Origin of the sequence: Citrobacter freundii ATCC 8090 = MTCC 1658 = NBRC 12681 (assembly GCF_011064845.1) — a bacterium.
Classification (GTDB): Bacteria; Pseudomonadota; Gammaproteobacteria; order Enterobacterales; family Enterobacteriaceae; genus Citrobacter; species Citrobacter freundii.
Genome location: NZ_CP049015.1, coordinates 1,975,852 through 1,998,749 on the forward strand (window position 1 = coordinate 1,975,852; position 22,898 = coordinate 1,998,749).

Annotated in this window: 25 protein-coding genes and 2 tRNA genes; 12 read left to right on the forward strand and 15 right to left on the reverse strand. The window is 45.5% G+C overall.

All coding sequences use genetic code 11. From position 1 onward, the window contains the following. Positions 1 to 55: 55 nt before the first annotated feature. Together G4551_RS09420 and G4551_RS09425 are read right to left on the reverse strand one after the other, a co-directional pair. Entirely contained in the window at positions 56 to 1,618 is a 1,563-nt protein-coding gene (locus G4551_RS09420) for a bifunctional metallophosphatase/5'-nucleotidase (RefSeq protein WP_003836676.1), read from the reverse strand. A 184-nt stretch (positions 1,619 to 1,802) separates the two neighbouring features. Beyond that, positions 1,803 to 3,359, reverse strand: a complete 1,557-nt coding sequence (locus tag G4551_RS09425; protein ID WP_003836674.1) for a bifunctional metallophosphatase/5'-nucleotidase — start codon at positions 3,357 to 3,359, stop codon at positions 1,803 to 1,805. 131 nt (positions 3,360 to 3,490) lie between these two features. Between G4551_RS09425 and G4551_RS09430 the strand changes: the two genes are divergently transcribed. Beyond that, on the forward strand, positions 3,491 to 4,606 hold the full coding sequence (locus G4551_RS09430) for a hypothetical protein (protein ID WP_032941188.1): 1,116 nt from the start codon (positions 3,491 to 3,493) through the stop codon (positions 4,604 to 4,606). A 160-nt stretch (positions 4,607 to 4,766) separates the two neighbouring features. Here G4551_RS09430 and G4551_RS09435 read toward each other — a convergent pair whose 3' ends face one another. Next, positions 4,767 to 4,964, reverse strand: coding sequence for a hypothetical protein (locus G4551_RS09435; protein WP_003836670.1), 198 nt, complete (start codon positions 4,962 to 4,964; stop codon positions 4,767 to 4,769). Between the two features lie 177 nt (positions 4,965 to 5,141). Next, positions 5,142 to 5,315 (reverse strand): hypothetical protein, encoded by a 174-nt coding sequence (locus tag G4551_RS09440; protein ID WP_155267875.1) that lies wholly within the window; start codon positions 5,313 to 5,315, stop codon positions 5,142 to 5,144. A gap of 339 nt (positions 5,316 to 5,654) precedes the next feature. Between G4551_RS09440 and G4551_RS09445 the strand changes: the two genes are divergently transcribed. Together G4551_RS09445 and G4551_RS09450 are read left to right on the forward strand one after the other, a co-directional pair. Next, positions 5,655 to 6,638: a hypothetical protein gene (locus G4551_RS09445; RefSeq protein WP_032941199.1), complete on the forward strand. Its 984-nt coding sequence runs from the start codon at positions 5,655 to 5,657 to the stop codon at positions 6,636 to 6,638. A gap of 259 nt (positions 6,639 to 6,897) precedes the next feature. Beyond that, positions 6,898 to 7,749, forward strand: a complete 852-nt coding sequence (locus tag G4551_RS09450) for a DUF4231 domain-containing protein (protein ID WP_003836667.1) — start codon at positions 6,898 to 6,900, stop codon at positions 7,747 to 7,749. 32 nt (positions 7,750 to 7,781) lie between these two features. On the opposite strand, the gene G4551_RS09455 is transcribed toward G4551_RS09450, so the two are convergent. From G4551_RS09455 to G4551_RS09490, 8 genes are all read right to left on the reverse strand, one after another. Beyond that, positions 7,782 to 8,186 (reverse strand): TIR domain-containing protein, encoded by a 405-nt coding sequence (locus G4551_RS09455; protein WP_003836665.1) that lies wholly within the window; start codon positions 8,184 to 8,186, stop codon positions 7,782 to 7,784. A 22-nt stretch (positions 8,187 to 8,208) separates the two neighbouring features. Then, positions 8,209 to 8,676 carry a TIR domain-containing protein gene (locus G4551_RS09460; RefSeq protein WP_003836664.1) on the reverse strand — a complete coding sequence of 156 codons (468 nt, stop codon included), beginning with the start codon at positions 8,674 to 8,676 and terminating at the stop codon, positions 8,209 to 8,211. Next, positions 8,666 to 9,268 carry a 7-cyano-7-deazaguanine synthase gene (locus tag G4551_RS09465; RefSeq protein WP_003836662.1) on the reverse strand — a complete coding sequence of 201 codons (603 nt, stop codon included), beginning with the start codon at positions 9,266 to 9,268 and terminating at the stop codon, positions 8,666 to 8,668. Before G4551_RS09465 ends, G4551_RS09460 begins: the two co-directional genes overlap by 11 nt. Before the next feature lies 1 nt (position 9,269). Continuing rightward, positions 9,270 to 9,962, reverse strand: coding sequence for an 8-oxoguanine DNA glycosylase (locus G4551_RS09470; protein WP_003836661.1), 693 nt, complete (start codon positions 9,960 to 9,962; stop codon positions 9,270 to 9,272). A 286-nt stretch (positions 9,963 to 10,248) separates the two neighbouring features. Beyond that, positions 10,249 to 11,369, reverse strand: a protein-coding gene (locus tag G4551_RS09475; RefSeq protein ID WP_088765928.1) for an IS3 family transposase whose coding sequence is annotated in 2 segments (ribosomal slippage) — positions 10,249 to 11,111 and positions 11,111 to 11,369 — 1,122 coding nt in all. Because the reading frame shifts where the segments join, the coding sequence is not laid out codon by codon here. A gap of 33 nt (positions 11,370 to 11,402) precedes the next feature. After that, entirely contained in the window at positions 11,403 to 12,572 is a 1,170-nt protein-coding gene (locus G4551_RS09480; RefSeq protein WP_003842111.1) for a toll/interleukin-1 receptor domain-containing protein, read from the reverse strand. A 42-nt stretch (positions 12,573 to 12,614) separates the two neighbouring features. Beyond that, positions 12,615 to 13,787 carry a PfkB family carbohydrate kinase gene (locus G4551_RS09485; protein WP_003842115.1) on the reverse strand — a complete coding sequence of 391 codons (1,173 nt, stop codon included), beginning with the start codon at positions 13,785 to 13,787 and terminating at the stop codon, positions 12,615 to 12,617. 78 nt (positions 13,788 to 13,865) lie between these two features. After that, complete coding sequence (locus tag G4551_RS09490; RefSeq protein WP_162138605.1) at positions 13,866 to 14,111, reverse strand: hypothetical protein; 246 nt, start codon at positions 14,109 to 14,111, stop codon at positions 13,866 to 13,868. A 48-nt stretch (positions 14,112 to 14,159) separates the two neighbouring features. On the opposite strand from G4551_RS09490, the gene G4551_RS24040 reads away from it, so the two are divergent. From G4551_RS24040 to G4551_RS09515, 6 genes are all read left to right on the forward strand, one after another. Continuing rightward, on the forward strand, positions 14,160 to 14,273 hold the full coding sequence (locus G4551_RS24040) for an ash family protein (protein ID WP_003842117.1): 114 nt from the start codon (positions 14,160 to 14,162) through the stop codon (positions 14,271 to 14,273). Between the two features lie 22 nt (positions 14,274 to 14,295). After that, on the forward strand, positions 14,296 to 14,763 hold the full coding sequence (locus tag G4551_RS09495) for a hypothetical protein (protein WP_003842119.1): 468 nt from the start codon (positions 14,296 to 14,298) through the stop codon (positions 14,761 to 14,763). Next, entirely contained in the window at positions 14,760 to 14,981 is a 222-nt protein-coding gene (locus G4551_RS09500; RefSeq protein ID WP_003842122.1) for a helix-turn-helix domain-containing protein, read from the forward strand. Before G4551_RS09495 ends, G4551_RS09500 begins: the two co-directional genes overlap by 4 nt. 497 nt (positions 14,982 to 15,478) lie before the next feature. After that, positions 15,479 to 15,832 (forward strand): type II toxin-antitoxin system RelE/ParE family toxin, encoded by a 354-nt coding sequence (locus G4551_RS09505; protein WP_003842123.1) that lies wholly within the window; start codon positions 15,479 to 15,481, stop codon positions 15,830 to 15,832. 4 nt (positions 15,833 to 15,836) lie between these two features. Continuing rightward, positions 15,837 to 16,139, forward strand: a complete 303-nt coding sequence (locus G4551_RS09510) for a helix-turn-helix domain-containing protein (protein ID WP_003842125.1) — start codon at positions 15,837 to 15,839, stop codon at positions 16,137 to 16,139. 501 nt (positions 16,140 to 16,640) lie between these two features. Beyond that, entirely contained in the window at positions 16,641 to 17,528 is an 888-nt protein-coding gene (locus G4551_RS09515; RefSeq protein ID WP_003842126.1) for an integrase domain-containing protein, read from the forward strand. Between the two features lie 819 nt (positions 17,529 to 18,347). Here the strand turns inward: G4551_RS09515 and G4551_RS09520 are convergent. After that, on the reverse strand, positions 18,348 to 19,610 hold the full coding sequence (locus tag G4551_RS09520; protein ID WP_003842128.1) for a tyrosine-type recombinase/integrase: 1,263 nt from the start codon (positions 19,608 to 19,610) through the stop codon (positions 18,348 to 18,350). A 161-nt stretch (positions 19,611 to 19,771) separates the two neighbouring features. Next, positions 19,772 to 19,847 (reverse strand) — tRNA-Asn (locus tag G4551_RS09525). A gap of 6 nt (positions 19,848 to 19,853) precedes the next feature. On the opposite strand from G4551_RS09525, the gene G4551_RS24045 reads away from it, so the two are divergent. From G4551_RS24045 to G4551_RS09535, 3 genes are all read left to right on the forward strand, one after another. Continuing rightward, on the forward strand, positions 19,854 to 19,961 hold the full coding sequence (locus tag G4551_RS24045; protein ID WP_219339467.1) for a DUF5951 family protein: 108 nt from the start codon (positions 19,854 to 19,856) through the stop codon (positions 19,959 to 19,961). A 46-nt stretch (positions 19,962 to 20,007) separates the two neighbouring features. Beyond that, positions 20,008 to 21,495: an EmmdR/YeeO family multidrug/toxin efflux MATE transporter gene (locus G4551_RS09530; RefSeq protein ID WP_134855934.1), complete on the forward strand. Its 1,488-nt coding sequence runs from the start codon at positions 20,008 to 20,010 to the stop codon at positions 21,493 to 21,495. Between the two features lie 99 nt (positions 21,496 to 21,594). Further along, positions 21,595 to 21,670, forward strand: a tRNA-Asn gene (locus G4551_RS09535). 43 nt (positions 21,671 to 21,713) lie between these two features. Here the strand turns inward: G4551_RS09535 and G4551_RS09540 are convergent. Then, positions 21,714 to 22,883 carry an MFS transporter gene (locus tag G4551_RS09540; protein WP_003842132.1) on the reverse strand — a complete coding sequence of 390 codons (1,170 nt, stop codon included), beginning with the start codon at positions 22,881 to 22,883 and terminating at the stop codon, positions 21,714 to 21,716. Positions 22,884 to 22,898 lie beyond the last annotated feature (15 nt).

Here is a 22,898-nt window from a genome sequence, read left to right on the forward strand (position 1 = left end):
CCGCAGAGATTTGTTAATAAAGATGGTTCATGTAATGGAAAATATATTCGTGAACCTATTTTGCCGTGCTTACATCGACTACTCTCATTTCAAGATCGGGTTTCAAAGGATTATGAGTCTTGACATAATCAATGATTGACTCAGCAGAGGTAGTACTATTGATAGTTTTGATATTGGTTCCTTTTAAGAACGCTTCGAATCCATCTCCACCCGTCGCGCAAAATGAGTGTGTAACAACCCGATATGTTTTGGTTGGATCCACAGGTTTATTATTAATAGTGAAACTTATGATTCGCTCACCCAAAGGTTTTTTACTGTCATACTCAACATGAATGCTTTTTGAAACTTGCAAAACCCCATTAGTAAGATTAGTTGCGTGGATCATTAAATTGATAAGATCCTTACCGGTGAGATCCATTTCAACAAGTTCGTTATTAAATGGGAAGGTAGTAATTACATCACCATATCGTAAATTTCCTTGTGGTAAATCAGCACGTAATCCTCCACTATTCTGTAATCCCACGACAGCGTCCGGCGCCTTGGCCATCATGGCGTCAATAACTAAATTACCAACAGGTGATGATTTACCATAAGAGCGGGTGAAGGGGGCGGTTGTTGACCCAATGATTTGATCGGTGATATTTTTCAGCTTAGCATTCCATTCATCAATCTTGGCTTGAACTATAGGGTCTGGTTTATATTCGTCTGCAAATACAGTGATTAATTTACCGTCATAGCCGTCAATTTTTTTAGTCTGCGGGTTAAAATCCAATACTAATTTACCGATATCAGTACCATACGCATCTGTGGAAACAATGAGCGTGTCATTGACTTTAATTGGCTCAGGTGTGCCCACATGAGCATGTCCTGTAATTAACACATCAATACCCTCAAATTTCTTTGCGGTATCAATATCGGCTTGCAACATTCTGGCCACGTCTTTATTGCCATAACTTGATTGACGCGCTGGCGTACCTTCATGGATAAGCAGCACAGTGATATCTACTTTACCTTTTAATGCATCAAGCCCTTTTTGAATATAAGGTGCTTCATCACGGGCCTCTGAACCCGCATAAGCCTTAGCGGCAACGGTGTCATAAAACGCAAATTTTTGATGTATACCAATTACGCCAATTTTTATGCCATCTTTTTCGATAATCGTCCAGGGTTTGTTCCAGACGGGTTTGTCACTGTTAGTATAAAAAACGTTACCCAGCAAAACAGGAAATTTTGCTTTTGATAACTGCTTAACCATATTATCAACGCCATGGTCAAATTCGTGGTTCCCCACGGATACAGCATCAAACGGCATGGTATTCATGATGTCGATAATTGCTTCACCTTTTGTCAAGGTGCTTATATAGGGACCGGTGAAATAATCTCCGGCGTCGAAGAAAAATACATCTTTGTTTCTTTTCTTCGCATCATTAACGATGGTTGCTATATTCGCAAAACCTCCTACCAGACGTTCTTTATCGACAGCCGGAATTTTTCCTGGAGATACATGAGCATGTAAATCGTTAGTGTAATAGATCGTCACATCCTTTGCGTTAACTGATGCGGCTAACGTTGCGGACAGGCACAATGTAATAAAATTAAGCTTTGTTCTTATCTTCATAGCCAAACCCTTTCAGCTTTATGAGTAATTATTATATTTCAATCAAGATCTCATGCAGATGTTTGCATGTTTTTATTACTTTTCAGTAATGCTTCCATATTCGACTTTAAAGATAAGAAATAGCCAATAAAGCCGAATATTTTCAACTAATGACACCGATTAGAAATTATTAAGGCAATAATATTTATTTTTTCACGTCAGCAACGCGCATACCGTTAAGTTGTTCATCGGTGATGGTGTTACCTGCTTTAAAGTAATCGATCACTGCGTTGTAAACGTAATACCCACCTGTTGTGTTACGCGCTTTACCCTCGGTAAATGTGGTGAAGCCGTCACCACCATCAGCAAGGAAGTTTTGGGTAGCAATGTGATAAACCGTCGCATCTTCAATTGCCTTACCATTAAGTGTAAGTTCCAGGACCCGCTGCCCTACGGGTTTACTGCTGTCGTATTTCATTTCCAGGCCTTTTGAGACCTGCAACACGCCATTACTTAAACTTGCGCCATGTTCCATCAGACTACGTAATTGTTTACCGGTAAGATCCATCGTGACCAGTTCGTTAGGGAATGGGAATGTACTAATGACACCGCCCATCGTAATCGCGCCAGACGGGATCTCACTGCGGATACCGCCAGAGTTGGTTAAGGCCAACTGTGCGTTTTTACCCGCAGCGGCCAGCAAAGCATCCGCAGCCAGGTTGCCCAGCGAAGCTGATTCACCATATGCACGTGTTAATTCAACCGGGGACTGCGCCACCGTCTGTCCTACCACTTCGTCAAGTTTTTTATTCCAGCGGTCAATCACCTGCTTTGTTTGCGGATCGGGCTTCCACTCATCTGCGTAAATGGTTTTAAGTTCGAAATTTTTCATCGTGAAGCTGTGTGGCTTATCTTTGTAGTCCAGTACCAGTTTCCCTACATCGATACCACCGCTGTCTGTCGAGAGGATCAGCGTATTGCCTACTTTAATGGGTTCCGGCGTACCGACATGCGCATGTCCGGTAATCAGAATATCCAGACCTTTCACCTGGCTTGCCGTCTGAATATCCTTATCCAGCGCACGACGTACATCGGTACTTCCTATACTGGACTGACGGGCAGGCGTGCCTTCATGAACCAGTAATACGGTCAAATCCACTTTATCCTTAAGTTCATCAATATAACGCTGTAACCATTTAATCTCATCCCGTGCTTCAATGCCTTCGCGCATTGCAGCAGAAACGGTATCATTGAAGGCAAATACGCCGTGCAAACCTATAACGCCAATTTTCACGCCATCTTTTTCAATAATGGTATATGGCTTATCCCAAAACGCTTTATCACTGTTCTGATAAAAAATATTGCCCTGCACAATAGGGAAGTTCGCCTGGCTTAGCTGGAGTAACGTATTATCCCAGCCATCATCAAATTCATGATTGCCCATGGTGACAGCATCAAATGGCATGGTATTCATAATATCAATGATCGCCTTGCCCTTCGTTAAGCTGCTGATATAAGGACCGGTAAAATAGTCACCTGCATCAAAAAACCATGTGGCTTTGTTTTTGCTTTTCTCTTTTTTTACCAAAGTGGTGATATTCGCCCAGCCGCCGATATCACGCTTACCATCAGCAATCCACGGCACTTTATAAGGTTCCACATGTGCATGGAGATCGTTGGTATAAATAATGGTGACATCCTTGGCACAGGCCCAGAATGGTAATGTCAACAAAATACCCGCAGCAATCACTTTTAATTTCATAAACTGTTCCTCTATTCACATTTATTCGGGGTATTTTACATTCCGAAAGACATTGATATGTGCGTCTGTTCACACAATCAAATCGAGGTTATAGTTCAAAATCAGCGACCTTTGGAAATCGTTGGTGGCTCATGTCGACTTTATTTACAATTAATACCTGCAAGACGTTTGGGTGTCGCAATTTAGGGTTAGCTACATCTGAAGATTACAGCTGGCCGAACTATAGGTTGGGTTATCCGGCATTGCACTGTCGGGCATGTGGGAGTTATCCCCCACTATTTGAAGCACAACAATTTAATGAATGGGTGACTGTTTACTTAAGCGCATACGCCTCTGAAAGTGGCCATTTTTGTCCCGTATGTTATGGCAAGAAAACTATTTGTTATGGTTATAATCCGCAAAGAACACAGCGCGTTCAGTGCTGCGCCTGCAAAAAAGTCTGGACACCTAAGCGGCAATTACCAAGAGAAGTAATATCACCAGAACGGATTGAAACGGTTCCTTTAATTGTACCGTTCCAGGGGGCGGAAGCAGATCAGAAACTCTATGTCCTGCTCAGTTTCGATGCTATCCGAGGTAATATTCTTCATCTATCTACTAATTTTACTCAGCACCCGGTCGGGGAAACCTTACGTTATCTCTGGAGAGGCAATATCGAGCCTGATTTGGATCGCAGTGATATCGTAAAACACGTTGATATGCGTGAGATGCAGTTTTTACAACGCAGTCAGTTCGATGAGATTCAGTATGGAAGTGCGGTACTCAAACGTAACGCCAATGGTTCTATTCTGCGTCCGGTTATATCAGCTCATGGGCATTTTCGGCTGTTGAAGACCCTCTTTCCTGAGATAAAGACACATGTTATTTCTCACGAATGTTTTCTTCGCGGAGCGGTTATTACTGTTTGGGCAGAACTGTTTCGCCAACAACAAGCTGAGCTTTGGTTTATAGAGGAGGATATAAGTGACAGTGATACAAATACTCCCTGGTATTTTCAGGGCAAAACGCGGCATGGCTGGTGGCAAAGTCAGTGGTCGCTTTGGATACAGGAAAAAAACCGTAAGATGGTTTGCCCATTAACCGGCGGGGATGGCAACAATGCCAGGACAATTTCTTTAACGGCCAGTCGGCGCTATATTCGCTGGCTATACAAACAAACTAATTTTACTCGCAGTACCCAATTATCCGCAGGAAGCGTAACGCAAATACTAATTTCCCTCGCGCATGAATATAACGGTAAACTTTAATAGCGGCTCCTGATGATGAGTCTCGGGTAAATCTTCCCTGTCATGATGTTATGACCTCCTTTTTTGATTGATATCATAAAGGGTTCATGTAGGTACATGAACCCTTGAAATATATGTAATTTAATCGATTACTCGTGCTTTTTAAAAATACATCTCTTTATTAATTTACAGTAATTGAGGCTGTAGTGATTAATGCAGACAGTTCTGTTTCGGCAAATAATCTTGCACGGTAACCCTCTCCAGGGTATTGAGGTGCACCATCAGAATCACTCATGTCGAATTCAAAAATGACATTACCGAGGATGTCAATTTTGAAAAAACGACGACCGTACCACGGTATATCTTCATTGCTACCCATATAGATGTAATCATTGTGAATTCTTAACAAAATAGCATTTATCGATCGATTCGTGAGTAATGATATCTGTGTGTTATTGATGTTGATAATTCTATTTATTAGTGGAATGCATAAGAGGAGCTAGCGGGAGAGGGCGTAATCCATTAGCAAAACGACTACCGGGTTTAAGTGGGGAACTCAGGTAATCTCGTGCGCCACATTATCTGCGGCTGGATGAATACGGATACTCATTTGGCACAATTCGGGATTCTTTTTGATTACGCGATAGTTGAGATACTGAAGGCGTGCACCCAGCTGGGTTGGCAGGAGGCTGGGTGGCTGCAGCTCATGAAAATCAGGAAGATTTTTCATGCTAACTTCTTGAAACCTGATTATATCAGTATTCATAAGTAAGTCTGAAAGCAAAAAGCCTGCTTAGTTTCCTAAGCAGGCTTCTTAAATATGGCTCCTCTGACTGGGATCGCCTTTGCCATTAACTGGCTGATTGGTAAGCTAAACCTAAAAATTGGGGTTGTCAAGACCACCAGAATGACCACCTATTTTTTCTGGTTTTTTCTTTCTGTACACAAGTCGAGTACTATGGCTTGTACACCACCTCATCTATGCTTTTCTTCAAACCAGATAAAGCGCAAAAAAGCTGTGCGGTAGATCGCCAAGGATTACTACATAACATCAGGAGCCAGATAAATGATGGAAGGTAAACTAATTTTCTGCTCGGACTCAATACTACGCTTTCGTTCTGACTATGATGAAACGACGGCCCTTCCGTTACTCTCAATACAGAAAGCCATTTCAGATACCGATCCCTTTTTTCTTCTCAGGTTCTTTCGTCATACAGTGGTGATCGAAGAAGGAACAACGCTGGCGAATATCTTTTTTGCGATTGAGCCGTGGAAGGAATTGCTAACCGCTTACTTGGATCGGGATGTTGGGGCCTATATTGTCGAAGTAAGAAAACCATCTAAACCGACCACATGGGATCTTGAGTGGATTGGCATTGATCGCCGCAGCTCTGTTTACCGCGCATATCAGCATCAGGATATGGGAGACGGTGAGGATTTTACAGCCTGGTTCAATCGTGATCGGATCCCTACTGAAGAATTTGATATTGAAAGTAGCTGCGATGCTTCTGGTTTTATCAAAGGTGATAAGGAACACTGGAGCCTTAGCGAAAATGTCCACGAAATTAAAAACCTGCCAGTGATCCTCTACAACAAGCAAACGCTGATGACCTTGCAGAAGGATGAGTTGCTAAGAGAAAGTGCCTCTGGGGTAAGTAGTACCGATCGTGGTCGTTTTGTGTATGGGGATACCTCTTTTTCCTTCTATGAAGTAATGGAAGCGATCTTTATTAGTGGTTTGTTTTTCCATACCCCAAGTGCTGCGACAAACTGCTTTGACGGGTTAAAAAACAGTCTTGATGGACTGCAAAACGAGGCGCCGAAGGAGCCTGAATCTGATCTTACCGGCAGTGAAGAAGAGAAACCGCTAAAAGTAGAAGTTGCTGAGGGGGCTTTTGATTCCCTGATTACCCACATGGAGTTTGAAACCGAAAACTGGCAGCTGCTCAAGAAACAATGCCAAAAAGAGGGTTCTTTACCAGTCAGGATTGGGGTTATTACACCTGCAAAGCCGCCGGAGTTGCGATTGTGCGGAGAGATTTTTAAAGGCTGATTGGGATTGACTGCGTCAGATTAGGATTTATTGTCCTATTCGGAAGAAAAACCAAACATTGCATTGCGTAAGACCATATTAATTTAAGGTTGATGAATTCCGTAAGCAATGGAGGGGAATTAGTTCGCTAGTACATCCACATGATGGTCTTAGAAACCGCTAAGTGAGGTTTTTATCACACGATAAAATTCCATACTCTATTGGAAAGAGTTTCTTGAAAGGTGTATTATAGAAAAGCATTTAATATCAGGAGATTAGTATGGATTATCCAGGTCTTTATGATTTTTCAGACGAAAAGTCTTCAAAATACCAAGCCTGCTTTTTTAGATTATTGCTTGTTGAGTATTTTTTGTTACTACTAGTGTCTGTTGTTGGTTTATTAAAAAAAGACCATATTATTGAAGTAACTTATGCAGTAATTTTTTGTATGCTTTTAATAATAATGCTATATAGGAACCATATCAAACATGAGCAAAAGTGGTACAAATATCGGGCGCTGGCAGAATCTATCAAAACAATAAGTTGGCGTTATTGTATGAAAACCCCACCTTTTAACTCTGGAGAGAAGGAATCAGTCGATAAATTTATTGCTACAGTCGGAGAGTTGGTTAGCGATAATAATTACATTTCAGATGAAATTGATGAAAAGTATGCTAAAAAAGATAAAATAACAATAGATATGCATATGCTTAGAACACACTCTTACGATGAGCGCAAGCAATATTACTATGATAATCGGATAGTCGAACAAAGAGAGTGGTATTTAAGAAAAGCCACTTATAATAAGAAGATTAGTCGAAGATGGACATGTCTAATTGGAAGTATATATGGAATTTCTGTAATTATTGTGATATTAAATGCAATGAATATTGAAGGAATTCCTGATTTTCCCGTTGATCCTGTAACAACATTAGCGGCATCTATTATTGGCTGGTCTCAAATTAAAAAATATAATGAATTGGCTGTATCTTACTTTTTAACAGCCCATGAAATTGGTGATATAAAAGAGCAGTTTAATTATGTTGCGTCTGAGGCCGATTTTTTGGAGTTTGTCAATGATGCTGAGAAAGCTTTTTCTAGAGAGCATACTCAGTGGTTAGCAAGAAGATAAATAAAACCCCTGTATTTAGACAGGGGCCATCTTTATACAGCATAGGTTCTTATTGCTGTTATTATACTTTCAGTGTTCCAGCGGATTATGGTGGACGCTCGACTAGAAACCATAGTTGATATTCTTTCGTTACCTCTTGGGACTAATCCAATTATTCTTTTACCTAATGCTTGGGCTGTGTCTAGTTCCCATTCCATCCATTCACTGTGAGAAGCATAGATTCCTGCTAAGGCTATAATGACGTCAGATGATTGTAATTTTTCTCTCAATCGTGTTTTGATATAAGTTGCATTCAATGAATTAATTGGTTCGTCTCTTGATACTTCACTATAACTAGCATGAAAATAAGCGCGTAAGTTGATCAAGTTACGTAATGCTTCAAGGTCGCTATGATGACTCCATGAATGGCTAATGAATACGTTATAGTTACGTGCCATTATAAGTTCCTTAATATTATAATCAACGAAGAGTATCTGAAAGATTAGACCAAGATACAGTTTGAATTTTCCCGTCCTTTAACCATGATGGCGTTGTACCGGAGAATTTAGCTCCTGCATGAACTGCGATAACTTTCTTACCTAACTCGAGACTTCTTGCTACCTCCCACGTCACCCATTTGCTTTGTGCTGTATTTTCAGATAGGTAGACAACGGTAACTGAGGTACGAGCAATACGTTCAGAGATTTTCCGTTTAATATACTCTGCCTGTTCGCTATCATAAGGCTCTCTGACTGAATGATCATTGAATTCAATATCATTTTTTTCATTCTTCGCTTGGGCTCTTAGTAGATTAACCTCATCCATATCTTCGGTTGCGAAACTGATGAAAACATTACGTTTTCCACTCTGAAGAGCGGCTTTAGCTTTTTCTTCAAGCGCCCGGACATCACCTAATCGGCTCCAACTTCCACTGCTACTACCGCCCATTATTATGCTCCTTAAACTTAAATTCGTTACAAGCAATACATTTTCCGCAAGCCTTTTCATTGCCTTCGTGACATGAATAGGTTCCAGTAATCCCTTTTTCGGTAGCCAAAATCACTACATCGGCTTTGGTAAAGATTGATAGAGGGGCTAATACCTTAATTGTTCTTCCCATACATAGAGTGATCATCTGCTCTGCTTCTTTTAGAAATTCAGCCGTTTGATCTGGGAATAAGCTGGTTTTTTCGTGAAGAAGTCCGATAGAAATAGCATCGGCTCCAACTTGATGAGCATATGCAGCAGCTATAAGAATAAAAAGCATATTCCGACCCGGCGTGAAAGCATTTTCAATTATGTTCTGCGCTGGATCTGTGAGGCCAGAACGAATCAGTTTTCCAAATCCTGAAAGTTCAGCAATTTTAGGTTCGGGTAAACCTAATTTCTTCATCGAATTTTTACACGATTCTAATTCACGTATTCTGGCTCGTTGTCCGTAGTCGATAAAAAGCGGGTGAATTGTAATACCTTCTTCTTGGGCTAGTTTGACAACCAGTGTTGAATCCAGCCCTCCAGAAACAAGTGCAACGATACTCATGTCAAAATGCCTCCTGATCTTTGTTCGCTACACGCATGACGATCCAAATAGCCCAGTCAAGTAGCCCCACTGGACAATCCATTTCTGAAGCATGATCGCGAAGTGTATTCTCAAGTTTGCCATATTTAACTAATCCAGTAACCGATGACTGGCTTCCTGAATATATCCCTAAGGTAGACATGTAATTGAGTACATGGCGATCTAATATAGCCATGTCGTATGTGAAACCACAATTGCGTAGAAACATACTTGCTTGCTTAGGGCCAATGCCAGATGCGTGCGCAACTAGCCATGTGCGGGCTTCTTCTGCGTGACTAAATTTCCTCATTAATGAATTGAGAGACCTTTCTGCCTCAAAGACAGCAGCATGAGTTGTAGCAATTTGATATGATCGTGCTTTGGGGAAACGGTAAGCGCGTAGCTTTCCTTCAACGCTAAGCGGTCTGCTGAGAAGGTGGTAGATGCGATCTTCTACACTGGTTGAATGTTGATCTTTAGAATACAAGCAGCCAGATTCATCGATTGCATCTGCTGCTGCAATTGCCAGAGAGTAAGGCACCTGGCTACTCAAGATGCAACATGACAATTCCCACCAAAGGTGACGCTCATCCGAGACAGACTCGTTTTCTATCCGGGCCTGGATATCCGGGCAGACAGCAGCAACGGCCTTGGTCAAGATTTCTGGAGGATACATCACGAAAAAATCCCCGGAAAAATTGTTCTTATTTCATTACTTTTCATTCCCGTGACTCCTAGTACAAACGCTTCTTCACTGCCTGTTAGGAACATTTTACGCATTAAATCTCCAAGCAGCTGATAATATTCAAGATTATGAAATGCAACTCGAGCTGCATACTCTATTTGCGTATCAGCATTCACTATATCAAGGAATGTAGAAGATAGGCTGCTCTTACCTTTGAAAAAATCGAAATGTTGGAAATGGTGAAGGCGTGACCTGCCCCCAGGATTAGATACAACCGTCAGTTAGTAAGGTCGGTTTGTTTACCTTCACATTTTCCATTTCGCCACCGTGCTGCAAACTCTGATGGCGTCTGATAATTCAGTGCTGAATGTGGACGACACTCGTTATAATCCTGCCGCCAGTCATTAATGATTTTCCTTGCGTGAACGATATCGCTGAACCAGTGCTCATTCAGGCATTCATCGCGAAATCGTCCGTTAAAGCTCTCAATAAATCCGTTCTGCGTTGGCTTGCCCGGCTGGATTAAGCGCAACTCAACACCATGCTCAAAGGCCCATTGATCCAGTGCACGGCAAGTGAACTCCGGCCCCTGGTCAGTTCTTATCGTCGCCGGATAGCCTCGAAACAGTGCAATGCTGTCCAGAATACGCGAGACCTGAACGCCTGAAATCCCAAAGGCAACAGTGACCGTCAGGCATTCCTTTGTGAAATCATCGACGCAGGTAAGACACTTGATCCTGCGACCGGTGGAAAGTGCGTCCATGACGAAATCCATCGACCAGGTCAGATTGGGCGCCGCCGGACGGAGCAGCGGCAGACGTTCTGTTGCCAGCCCTTTACGACGTCTTCTGCGTTTTACGCCCAGGCCACTGAGGTGATAAAGCCGGTACACGCGCTTATGATTAACATGAAGCCCTTCACGGCGCAGCAACTGCCAAATACGACGGTAGCCAAAACGCCTGCGCTCCAGTGCCAGCTCAGTGATGCGCCCTGATAAATGCGCATCAGCAGCCGGACGGTGAGCCTCATAGCGGCAGGTCGACAGGGATAAACCTGTAAGCCTGCAGGCACGACGTTGCGACAGACCGGTCGCATCACACATCAACATCACGGCTTCCCGCTTCTGGTCTGTCGTCAGTACTTTCGCCCAAGAGCCACCTGAAGCGCCTCTTTATCCAGCATGGCTTCGGCAAGCAGCTTCTTGAGTCTGGCGTTCTCTTCCTCAAGCGACTTCAGGCGCTTAACTTCAGGCACCTCCATACCGCCATACTTCTTACGCCAGGTGTAAAACGTGGCATCGGAAATGGCATGCTTGCGGCAGAGTTCACGGGCGGGTACCCCAGCTTCGGCTTCGCGGAGAATACTGATGATCTGTTCGTCGGAAAAACGCTTCTTCATGGGGATGTCCTCATGTGGCTTATGAAGACATTACTAACATCGGGGTATACTAATCAACGGGGAGCAGGTCAGGCGCTCTTTATCAGGATCAACAGAAAAACGGCACCATTCCAGACCGTCGAAGGTATCCGCACCTGCTGCTGCAAGTATGGCGATACTCCAAGGATGACCTGTTCCTAACAAATGGATCGGTTGATAATAAGATAGTTTATTCAATTCAGCTCTTATTGCCTTGACTGTTTTTACTCGATTTGCTAAACCAGCTCCTAGTTCTCTTTCAGGGATGGCAATTACGGGGGGAAGCAAGTATTCGGATACTCTACGCACAATCTGGGGTAGGTTTTTTATGCCTTCATCATTTGGTTTTACATGGACAATGGGTAAGACAGGTGCAGTGGTAAATTTTGAATTCCGCTCTACTGCATTTATAATTTCTCTAACGACTCTATCGGGGTTGCTGTTTGGTTTTATTCTATCAAAACAAAATGCCCAATCGTGTGGTGTTTCGAATAATGCCTGTTTCAGATTAGAATCTTTCCAATCTTTATCATTTAACCTAAATGCTTCATAATGCCCAGAGTCTATGAGGACAAAGCCACCTTGCTTACGATAACTCTTGATCTGAGAAATCATCTTTTTTCGATTTTTTGATTTTATCAGGTCATATGCTGATACCAAGATTGCAGGAGTTTTGTGAATTTTTAAGGCGGTAAGTGCATCTACTGGGCTAAATTGAGTCTCATGTGATGACACGGACATAAAAATACTAGGAAGTGGGACCTTCTTATCTGCAATCTGTTCTGGTCTGGATGGTGTTCCTTTTGGGGCAACAACACTACCAATCCTTCGTTGTAATTGTTGAAACCCAGGGTGGTCATGTTCACCTTGCCATGTACGAAAGTCAATGCTGCTATAGGCTCCAAAAGGGTATGGAGGAGCGCTGTTATCAAGAGTTAGAGGAATGATGTTCTGAGTGAATGTTTCCCCCATTTTTAATTCTTCTGTAACTGTTGGCTTATCTGCAAATGAAGAAAAGAGGGCAATAATGCATTTTGTTTCAGCTATATTCTTTTTTATCTCAGAATTATAACGGCCAACAATTTGGTCATCCCACCAAACATCCCAGCGAAGCGAAAGAAGTTGATACAAATGCCTAGCAGTATCATGATTTTCTTGCGCGTAAACTAAATACACATCCGCCATGAAATAATTAAACCTCAATTGTTATTTGTCGATCTTTTATAATTAAAGAGAAGTTTTATTTTGTCCATGTCTAAAATCTCCCCCGGCAGCCCAAGCGGCATGATATAGCGCTGTAGTAAAATCAGTAGTATCCAGATAACTATTTTGTAAAATTTTAGGTGTATCTGATAATTCACTAAGAACTACAATGGGGAGCCCCCTGTCATGTGTATGTTTTATCCTGTGGATAATGCTATTTCTAAGCCCGTGGGCTATTACAAGTACGGATTTTATATCAGTGTATTCGGCTCCAGAATTCAGTTCTGGGCAATTGACTTTTATTCCTAATTCACTTAATGCAAAACGAGCTTCTTCCATTACATAACGCTGGCCAAGTGAATCGGCGCAACCTTCGAGTAGGATGTGTCCATAGGATTTAGATGAAATAGGTACGCGAGAAGATAATGAACTCTCTTGAAAGCTAAATTTCTGAGTTTCACTATATGCAGATACGGATTGGGAAGCCCAGACAGCGGCTTCGGCAGCCGATAGTTTACGTTCTGCCCAATGAAATGCGAAAATAGCACTGAAAATATCTCCTGTACCAATTTTGAATATTTGAGTTGATAGATAAGCTGGTATCTGTGACATTTTTCCGGTTTTTTCGAAAACCGTTGCACCTCGAATCCCTCCTTTTACCACTACAACTGCTGCATTTTGAGTTTTCATTAAGAGTTCTGCGGCCTGTTTGATATCTTTCTGGCCTGTTGCAGATTGTAATTCTAATTCATTCAAAACAATGGCTAACTCATTAGCTGTTGAACCATTCGCTAAAAAAGGTTCAGGATCTCGCCATGTCTGTGGGTCATAAACCGCGCGATTAGCGTTAACAATGGCTTCACCTTCTAAAAAACCAAACCTCAATACAGCATCACCATCTACTTCAATCGGTGGTAGGCGTTCGACGCCAAGCATATCTGGCTGAATGTAGGGGTGTGATAATGGATGAAAATAGGCGAAAACTATAGAGGATGGACGAGAACAAACGGATGTCTTAAGCCCTGATTGTTGAAGAAATTCAAGGGCCAGTTTATCTTCAGACGCGGCATAGGTATGGAGGTGGCTGCCTGGCGATAAAGTCGCTATGGCTCTGGCTGCTCGTCCCCCGGATCCTAAGGTTGCATCCCAGAATGGTACTTCACACAACTCACGGTACAATCCACCCGCTATATGCATTCCATGTCTCCGTATTAACCGCTGGTGATAAAACGCAGGATGCTAATCTGACGAATAATTGTGACTAAATAATTATTCTCATAAATACACTAAACTGTGTATCATCAATACCATAGCGTTTGAATCCTCATTTGTCTGAGGTCTTTTTCTAAAAATATTAACTTCGTCATAAAATAGTGAAATATCGTCATCACGAAGCGAAATAACATAATTGTTCCTACCATAAGACTTACTTGCCGTTTTTGACTGAAAGCGGTATCTTTTACCCGCACCTGCAAAATCAGGTGCCGGGATTGGAACCCTGAAGAATGTTACAGGCGACATACGACGCGCCCCGCGTCTTTTTTATGTCGTGCGCTCGGTTATACCTCAATGGTGGGCTGGGCGGGGGCACCGAAAGGTGCGCCGGTTGCCTGTAACGCCGGTAGTTCCAACCCCGTTCAGTCCACCACCATGAGATTGGAACCTCTGGTGGTGGGTTTTTAACCCGTTACAGGAGGATGCCTTTATGGCTACGATCCCCACTCAGACACACCCGTCACTTGCTGTTCCTTTCAGTGCCACTACGGATTTCACCATACTCGCTAGTCACTGCGAAACCTTTGCCGAAACCCTGATTGAAAGCAACGATCCCGCGTTGAAAATGGCGCTCTGCGGCAGAATCAACACCTGTCTGACGCTGCTGCAACCCACACTGTTAGAGCCTGTTCCTCCCCATCTGGTTGAAAGCCTGACCGTTGACACGCTGCCTGCCAGTTCTCCGCGTTTCGATCCTGAATGTACGGAGCTTTGTCGTTACTGCCTTTCTATCACGCAAACCCTGTCGGGGCTGGGATTTGCCTCTGAAACGGAGAAGTACCTTAGCTGGCTGCTGTACGACCTGATTAACTACTTCGCTGCGGAAATGAAAGCCCCGCGTTGGTTGCGTACCGCCGGCGGCGTGAAGTTTATTGACGGTGTGGAGATCAAAGCATGATGCAGTCTGACTGGCATCCCGCCGACATTATCGCCGGACTGAAAAAACGTGGCACTTCGCTGTCAGCGCTTTCGCGTCAGGCAGGGCTGGCATCCTCCACGCTGGCAAATGCGCTTACCCGCCGCTGGCCTAAAGGCGAAAGATTGATTGCTGAAGCGTTAGATGTTGCGCCTGAAAAAATCTGGCCTTCACGCTACCGTAAACCAGAATACCGATAAGAAAAACGGCTCTCCCGATCTTTTTCCTGCCCTTGCAGATGAGAGATCGGGAGAATGCCAGTGACGTGCGGCAACTCAGCATTTAACCAAATCAGCGGGAAATGTTTTTCAGGCAAAAACAGTTTCCTCTTTCGGCACCCGTCACATTCGCATTATTTTCTCTCTGCAACAAATGGCCCTTCGGGGCGCCCTTATACGCTTCACGACCTGCAAGAAGCGGCCTGATTTCAGGCTGGTCGTCCCTTTACCGACAATACCTTTGAAAATGTCGGACTGCGTTGCAGTTAAGGTCACTCTTCACATTGCGTCAATATCTGAACTGGTTTTTCGGTACAGATCGTAAAACGGTGAATGCTATGCATGCCATTCACTGAAATACCCGAATGCGTCTTCAGCTTTGCAGCAACGACGCATGAATCCCTCATTCCATCGTTTCATAATCATCTTTATAGCTTTACACCTATATAATTTTTAACCTATATTATTCAGGAGGTCCCGTGTGGACGATTAAAACAACGGATATGTTTGATCACTGGTTTTCCTCGCTCAATGATACCGATCGGGCCAGCGTGCTTGCAGCGCTGTTGGTCCTGCGTGAAAAGGGGCCGGGTTTGTCCAGACCTTATGCCGATACGCTCAGAGGCTCCCGCTTTAGCAACATGAAAGAGTTGCGTATTCAAAGTCGGGGTGATCCGATACGGGCATTTTTCGCTTTTGATCCGACCCGTACCGGCATTGTACTTTGTGCCGGAAATAAGGTCGGCAATGAAAAACGTTTTTACGATGAGATGCTCCCGGTTGCAGATCGGGAATTCACGAACTGGCTGAACACAATAAAAGAGAAGGAGTAACGCGATGGGCAGAACGCTGGAACAGCTTATTGCGGATGAAAAACCTGAAGTCGTGGCCGAAGCTCAGGCGATGGCGACGGACATCCTGCTCAACATCCACCTTGCCGAACTGCGCGAGAAAGTACAGAAAACGCAGGTCGAAATGGCGCAGGTGCTGGGCATCAGACAACCTACTGTTGCCGGTATGGAAAAACCGGGGCGCGACCTGAAACTGTCCACGCTGAAACGTTACGTTGAGGCGACCGGCGGCAAGCTACGCCTTGATATTGAACTGCCGGATGGCTCTCACTACGGATTTGTACTGTAAACACTGACGCTCCCTGAGCCGGAGCGTCAGCCCCCTCTGTATAACGGGCTGCTGCCTGCATTGCCGACAGGCTTTGCTGCCGCGTGACCGTAAAACTGCACCAGCCTGTGATTTTAAAAACACTGCACCAGTCCAGTGCGTCACTTTAACCGCGCAGAGCGGGAAAGTGACGCACGCAGCCCTTTCGACCTGCACCAGATAACTCAACTGCGCCAGCCACTGGCTGGATTCTGACACCGCCTTTTCAGGCCATTTTAATCATAAGGAGAACATGAACCGATACCGGGGCGGATCTGGACGATCCGGGGGATAACCCGCGCAAGCGGGCGGCTGCTCTGAGAGCACAACCGAAGCCCTATCACACCTCAACGGCTGCCGCCCCGGCGCTCAGGTATCGTTCGCAGCCCCAAAAAACAGGGGCTATCGGCCTGTGCGCCGGGGAAAGCTGTATCAGTGTTGGTTTTTGGGATGAGTTTGCGGCAATCATGAAAAGGGGAATATATGGGAATACTGGAGCAGGAAATGAAGCGGCTGGCGCAGCAGGCGGGCGGCAGTCATAAAACGGTTCACGACCGCATGGCGCTGGCGCAGCGGTTTTGCGAACGTCTGGTGCTGGCGCAAAATGTGCAGATCCGCCGGGTGGAGCAGCTAAAAGCACGGCATATCGAGGGCTATATTCGTGAACGACTGGCGCAGGGGATCACAAAGCGTTCCCTGCAAAACGAGATGGCGGCGGTGCGCTGCATCCTTAAACAGGCCGGGCGTGTAAAACTGGCAGACGGTGACCGGATAAACAACCGTTCACTGGGGTTGTCCGGCGCATCCCGTAGCGGCACGAAACAGGCCATCACGCCGGAGCATTATCGTCAGGTGCTGGAAACCGCCAGAGTCAGAGATCCGGGGCTGGCGGTAGCTCTGGAACTCTCAAGGCTGATGGGGTTGCGCTCGCAGGAGGCGGTGCAGAGTGCGCAGTCGCTGAAAACGTGGAAACAGGCGCTGGAGCGGGGGGCGTCCCGTTTAACCGTGGTGTTCGGCACCAAAGGTGGTCGCCCGCGTGAGACGATTATTCTTGATGTTGGCACAGTCAGAAAAGCGCTGGATAATGCGCTGGCTGTGGCGGAAGATCGCCACGGCAGGCTGATCGATAAGCCGGACCTGAAAAGTGCAATGAAATACTGGCACAGCCAGGCGTCGGGGTTTGGCTTAACTGGCGCATTCTCCCCGCACTCGTTGCGCTATGCGTGGGCGCAGGATGCCATTTGTCATTATCTGGCGCAGGGATTCAGCGAGAAAGAGGCGCTGGCAATGACAGCGATGGATTTGGGCCACGGCGACGGGCGCGGACGGTATGTGGCGCAGGTGTACGGGCGGAGAGATGAGGCAAATTGATAGCTTTGAGCTTGCAATATGATTGTTATTCATCGTTTTTCACCTGATGATATTTGAGGTCAAATATCATCAGGCTATTTCCGATTGATTTCGGGTTATCAATAGGTTTTCGCACAAAATTATTTGCCCCAAATAATTTGAGGTGGTTTCCTATTAATCTCAGGTTATCAATCGGTTTTCATACAAAAAATTTTGGGTCCAAAATTTTTTGTATGCTTTTCTATCAACATTGGCAAGATCAATAACTATCGGCTATTAAATTGGTTATTATATTTATTGATCAATGTGTTACATGAAGTTAAGTGCGTTTTTATAGCTATAATCTTATAACATGCCTTCTATCCATCGTTATCCACCGAAAAAATTTCTACGTAGAAATTTTTTGTACGATTTCCTCTCAATAACAACATATCCGAGAGGCATGGCCGATTAAAATCTGTGTGGCTATTTTTTTGACCTGAATTATTTGAAGCCAAATATTTTGGGGTGATTTTTGTACAAAGTTCTGGTGCAGCATCAGGATGTTGCCACCCCAACCTGCGCCAGCCAAAGGAAAAAGGTCGAAAAGGGTAAGAGGCGGCTAAGGGTAACAGCGCCAGACCGGAAAGGGCCAAAGGGCTTAAAAGGCTATGACTGGCGCAGATCGATATTTATCCGACGATATCTGGTGCAGTTCTGTAACGCCACGATGAGCGGGACGCTGGTGCAATCTCCCCGTGATCTAATGACTGGTGCAGATATTCAGTGCAAAAAAGAAAAGCAGATCCGGATTCAATCAGGATCTGCTTTTTATTACTCACAAATTATTCCCCCACAGGGTCAGGCCGCCTTATGCTGCCGCGCATAAATATACGGCGCAACATACCCTTCGCGACTCGAATCCAGATAGTCAGACCACCACTGCATCATGGCTTTACGGGCGTCAAGATGCTCGGCGCGATGGATATACGCCGCCCGCACGCTGTTGCGCTCCTGATGGCTCATCTGTCGCTCCACAGCATCCCGCGACCAGAGTTCAGATTCAACCAGCGCACTACAGGCCATTGCCCGGAAGCCGTGACCGCAGACATCGGTTTTAGTATTGTAGCCCATCAGACGCAACGCCCGGTTGACGGTGTTTTCACTCATCGGTTTATACGGGTTATGGTCACCGGGAAATACCAGTTCCAGATGGCCGGAAATTTCGTGTATTTGTTTCAGAATGGCAATGGCCTGCCGGGATAGTGGGACAATATGTGGGGTACGCATTTTTGCGCCACGACCGGAGAAGCGGACTTTCTCAATCGTTTCCCGTGTGGCGGGAATGGTCCAGAGTTTGTTTCTGAAATCAATCTCGCTCCAGCGGGCGAAGCGCAGTTCACTGGAGCGAATAAACAGATGGAGAGTCAGCACCACCGCCAGCCTTGTTAACTGCCGTCCCTGCTGATAATCCCCAATACGCTCAAACAATTCGGGCAACCGCTCCAGTGGCAGGGCGGGATAGTGATTTTTAACCGGCGGCGCGGTGACGCCTTCCAGATGCTGCGCCGGGTTGTTTTCGGTGAGTCCCTGCTGTATGGCGTAACGCATGATGTTGCAAAGCTGCTGCCGGGTTCGGGACGCGACTTCGAGAAAGCCTTTATCCTCGATAACCCGCAGTAATGCGGTGAAATGCTGTGTTTTCAGCGTGGTGACGGGCTGATGGCCGATGGCAGGAAAGATATGATTTTCCATACTGGCGAGGATACGCGCGGCATAATCAGCCGACCACTTTTTGTTGGTTTTGTGCCATGCCAGCGCCACCGCTTTAAAGCACTTTTCTGGTGAAGAGGCTGCTTTGCCAGCCATGCGCTGTTGGGCAGGGTTGATATTCTGCGCCAGCAGTTTGCGGATATCGTCACGTTTCTGTCTTGCCTCAGAGAGCGAAACGAGGGGATAAGCACCGAGACTGACGCGGGATTCTTTGCCACTGAAACGATACTTGAGATACCAGATGCGCGAGCCGCCGGTATTAACCAGCAGATACAGACCGTGTGAATCGGAGAGTTTTACAGGACGGGAAGAGGGTTTTAAGTTGCGGATTTTAGAATCGTTTAAAGACATTTGGGGGTCACTCCAGAATCGAACCAATCTGACCCCAAATCTGACCACCAAATTAACCGGATGCGGAGGGAAAACCAGATACGCATCGGGAAAGATTTTTACTCTAACCTATTGAATCTAAATTAAATAAAGACCTATAGGGAAGTGTAAGAATCGGAATTTGGCTCCTCTGACTGGACTCGAACCAGTGACATACGGATTAACAGTCCGCCGTTCTACCGACTGAACTACAGAGGAATCGTTGTGGAGGCTTATCTTAGCGGCGAAAAAATTTTTGTCAAACCTCATTTCTTCGAATGCGAATCAATTGATGCTTCTCTCGACAGTTTGTTGCATTTACAGACATTTTAAATAGAAAAAACTTTGCAGCTTTTTTGATTCTCCCTCATCATTTGAAATGAGGTTTCAACTTTCTTCGTTAAGGTCCACTTTGAACGTCTCCGCTGCCTTACGCCAGGTCGCTTCCCGCACGCCCTGGTATGCCAAACGCAAGAGTTATAAGGTTCTCTTTTGGCGCGAAATCACTCCGCTGGCTGTCCCCATTTTCCTGGAAAACACCTGTGTGCTATTGATGGGTGTTCTGAGTACCTTCCTGGTAAGTTGGTTGGGAAAAGAAGCAATGGCCGGTGTCGGACTCGCCGACAGTTTTAATATGGTCATCATGGCATTTTTCGCCGCCATCGATCTGGGTACCACCGTAGTTGTAGCATTTAGCCTCGGGAAACGAGATCGTCGACGGGCCAGAGCCGCAGCCAGACAATCGCTGGTGATCATGACAATTTTTGCTACCGTGCTGGCAGCGGTCATTCACTATTTTGGTCAACAGATTATTGACGTTGTTGCAGGTGAAGCAACGCCAGACGTTAAAGCTTTGGCACTTACCTATCTGGAGCTGACGGTGCTCAGCTACCCGGCGGCAGCCATTGCGCTGATCGGCAGTGGCGCACTACGTGGAGCCGGAAATACTAAAATACCGTTGTTGATAAACGGCGGTATGAACATCCTGAATATCATCATCAGTAGCATCCTGATTTACGGAATCTTTTCCTGGCAAGGTCTGGGATTTGTGGGAGCAGGCCTGGGACTGACCATTTCGCGCTACATCGGGGCGATTGCCATCATCTGGGTACTGATGATTGGTTTTAACCCCGCGCTGCGAATTCCCTTCAAAAGCTATTTTAAGCCACTCAATCTCGCCATTATATGGGAGGTGATGGGGATCGGCATTCCGGCAAGTATCGAGTCAGTGCTGTTCAATGGCGGTAAACTTTTGACGCAGATGTTTGTTTCAGGCATGGGAACCAGCGTTATCGCCGGGAACTTTATTGCATTTTCTATCGCCGCGCTTATCAATTTACCGGGGAATGCTTTAGGTTCCGCGTCGACAATCATTACCGGCAGGCGTCTGGGAAATGGCCAGATTGCCCAGGCTGAAATCCAGCTACGGCATGTGTTCTGGCTGTCGACGATTGGCCTAACGGCAATTGCCTGGCTAACCGCACCTTTCGCCGGGGTGATGGCCTCATTTTATACCCACGATCAGGATGTAAAAGAGGTCATAGTCATCCTGATTTGGCTCAACGCAGCATTTATGCCGATATGGGCAGCCTCCTGGGTGTTACCAGCGGGCTTTAAAGGTGCGCGAGATGCACGTTTTGCTATGTGGGTATCGATGCTGGGCATGTGGGGCTGCCGCGTAGTCGCGGGCTACACTCTGGGTATCGTATTAGGATGGGGAGTTGTCGGCGTTTGGTTAGGTATGTTCTTCGACTGGGCCGTGCGCGCCGCGTTATTTTACTGGCGTATGGTCACAGGCCGCTGGTTGTGGAAATACCCACGTCCCGAACGCGAAAAGTGCATAAAACAACCGGTTTCGTCTGAATAATCGGCGAAATGGGGAATATTTCAGCAAACGATCGCATTTATCCATTCAGGCTTTGACAACGCTGAGCGGCATCGCTAATATTTGCCTCGTTAAAACGATTCCTCTGTAGTTCAGTCGGTAGAACGGCGGACTGTTAATCCGTATGTCACTGGTTCGAGTCCAGTCAGAGGAGCCATATTTAAGAAGCCTGCTTAGGAAACTAAGCAGGCTTTTTGTTCTCAACGCGTCAAATTGGCATCAAATTTGACGCTGGCCTTTACCCTAATCAGGGGAGCAAGCAGCATAATCATGCCCAACATGGCGGCCATCCCGGTATATACAGCAGGAAAACCTGTGATTTCAGCCACCAGGCCTATAGGTGCAGGGGCCAGTAGCGTACCCAGATAACCGATCGTGGTGACGATGCTCATTCCCGTGTTGGTCGAGATATCAGGCTGGTTTCCCGCAGCGGAAAAAGCAATCGGTACCAGATTGGCTATGCCAATACCGGCAATAGCGAAGGCAACGGTGGCTTGCCAGGGATGACTAGCCATTGCGGCTGCCAGCAGCCCAATCCCAGCTAACAGACTGGATGAGCGCATCACGAGAATGGCATTAAAGCGGTTACGAATGAAGTCTCCCATGAAGCGAAAGATTGCCATTGTTCCCGCAAAGCAGGCAAAGGAAAGGCTTGCCGTTTCTGTAGTCGCATTGAGATTTTTCAATAAATAACGTGACGACCAGTCCACAACAGCACATTCCGGGATCATGGCGAGCAGGGCAATAACGCCTATAAAGTAGATCGTGCATGAGCGATGTGGCTGCTTTCCTTTGATTAACCGTTTTATTTTTATCGATTTATCTTTGATGATATGTGGATATACCGACAGCGTGATCGCTAAGGAAATAGCACTAATTAAAAACAGGTGCATGAGAAAGCCGAATTGCTTAACCAGATACCCCCCAATAAGACCTGAAATGAAAAGCCCAATGCTCCAGAAACAGTGACATGAAGATAACACCGTGCGTGACAGTGCTTTTTCGACTGCCACGGCATTCGAGTTCATTGCGACGTTCATTGCTCCAATCATAGCACCCAGCAAAAATAGCACTGGTGCTAACCAGTAGATATCAGGTGCGAATCCAACAGGAATAAGGGCGACGGATGCCGCAATGGAAAAAATGCGCACGACACGCTGTGAGCCGTATTTTTCCATGGCCATGCCGGACATCGGCATCATAAATAATGCGCCAAGCCCGAAAATCAATATCAGGTGGCCAATTACTTTATCAGTAATGTGAAAGCGTGAAACCAGTTGGGCAATTTGTACTGCCCAGGCACCGGTTACAAACCCATTCACTAAAAATAATGTTGTAACAGCCCAGCGCCCTTTTTGCGCGACTTCCATTAGTGATCCTTTTAA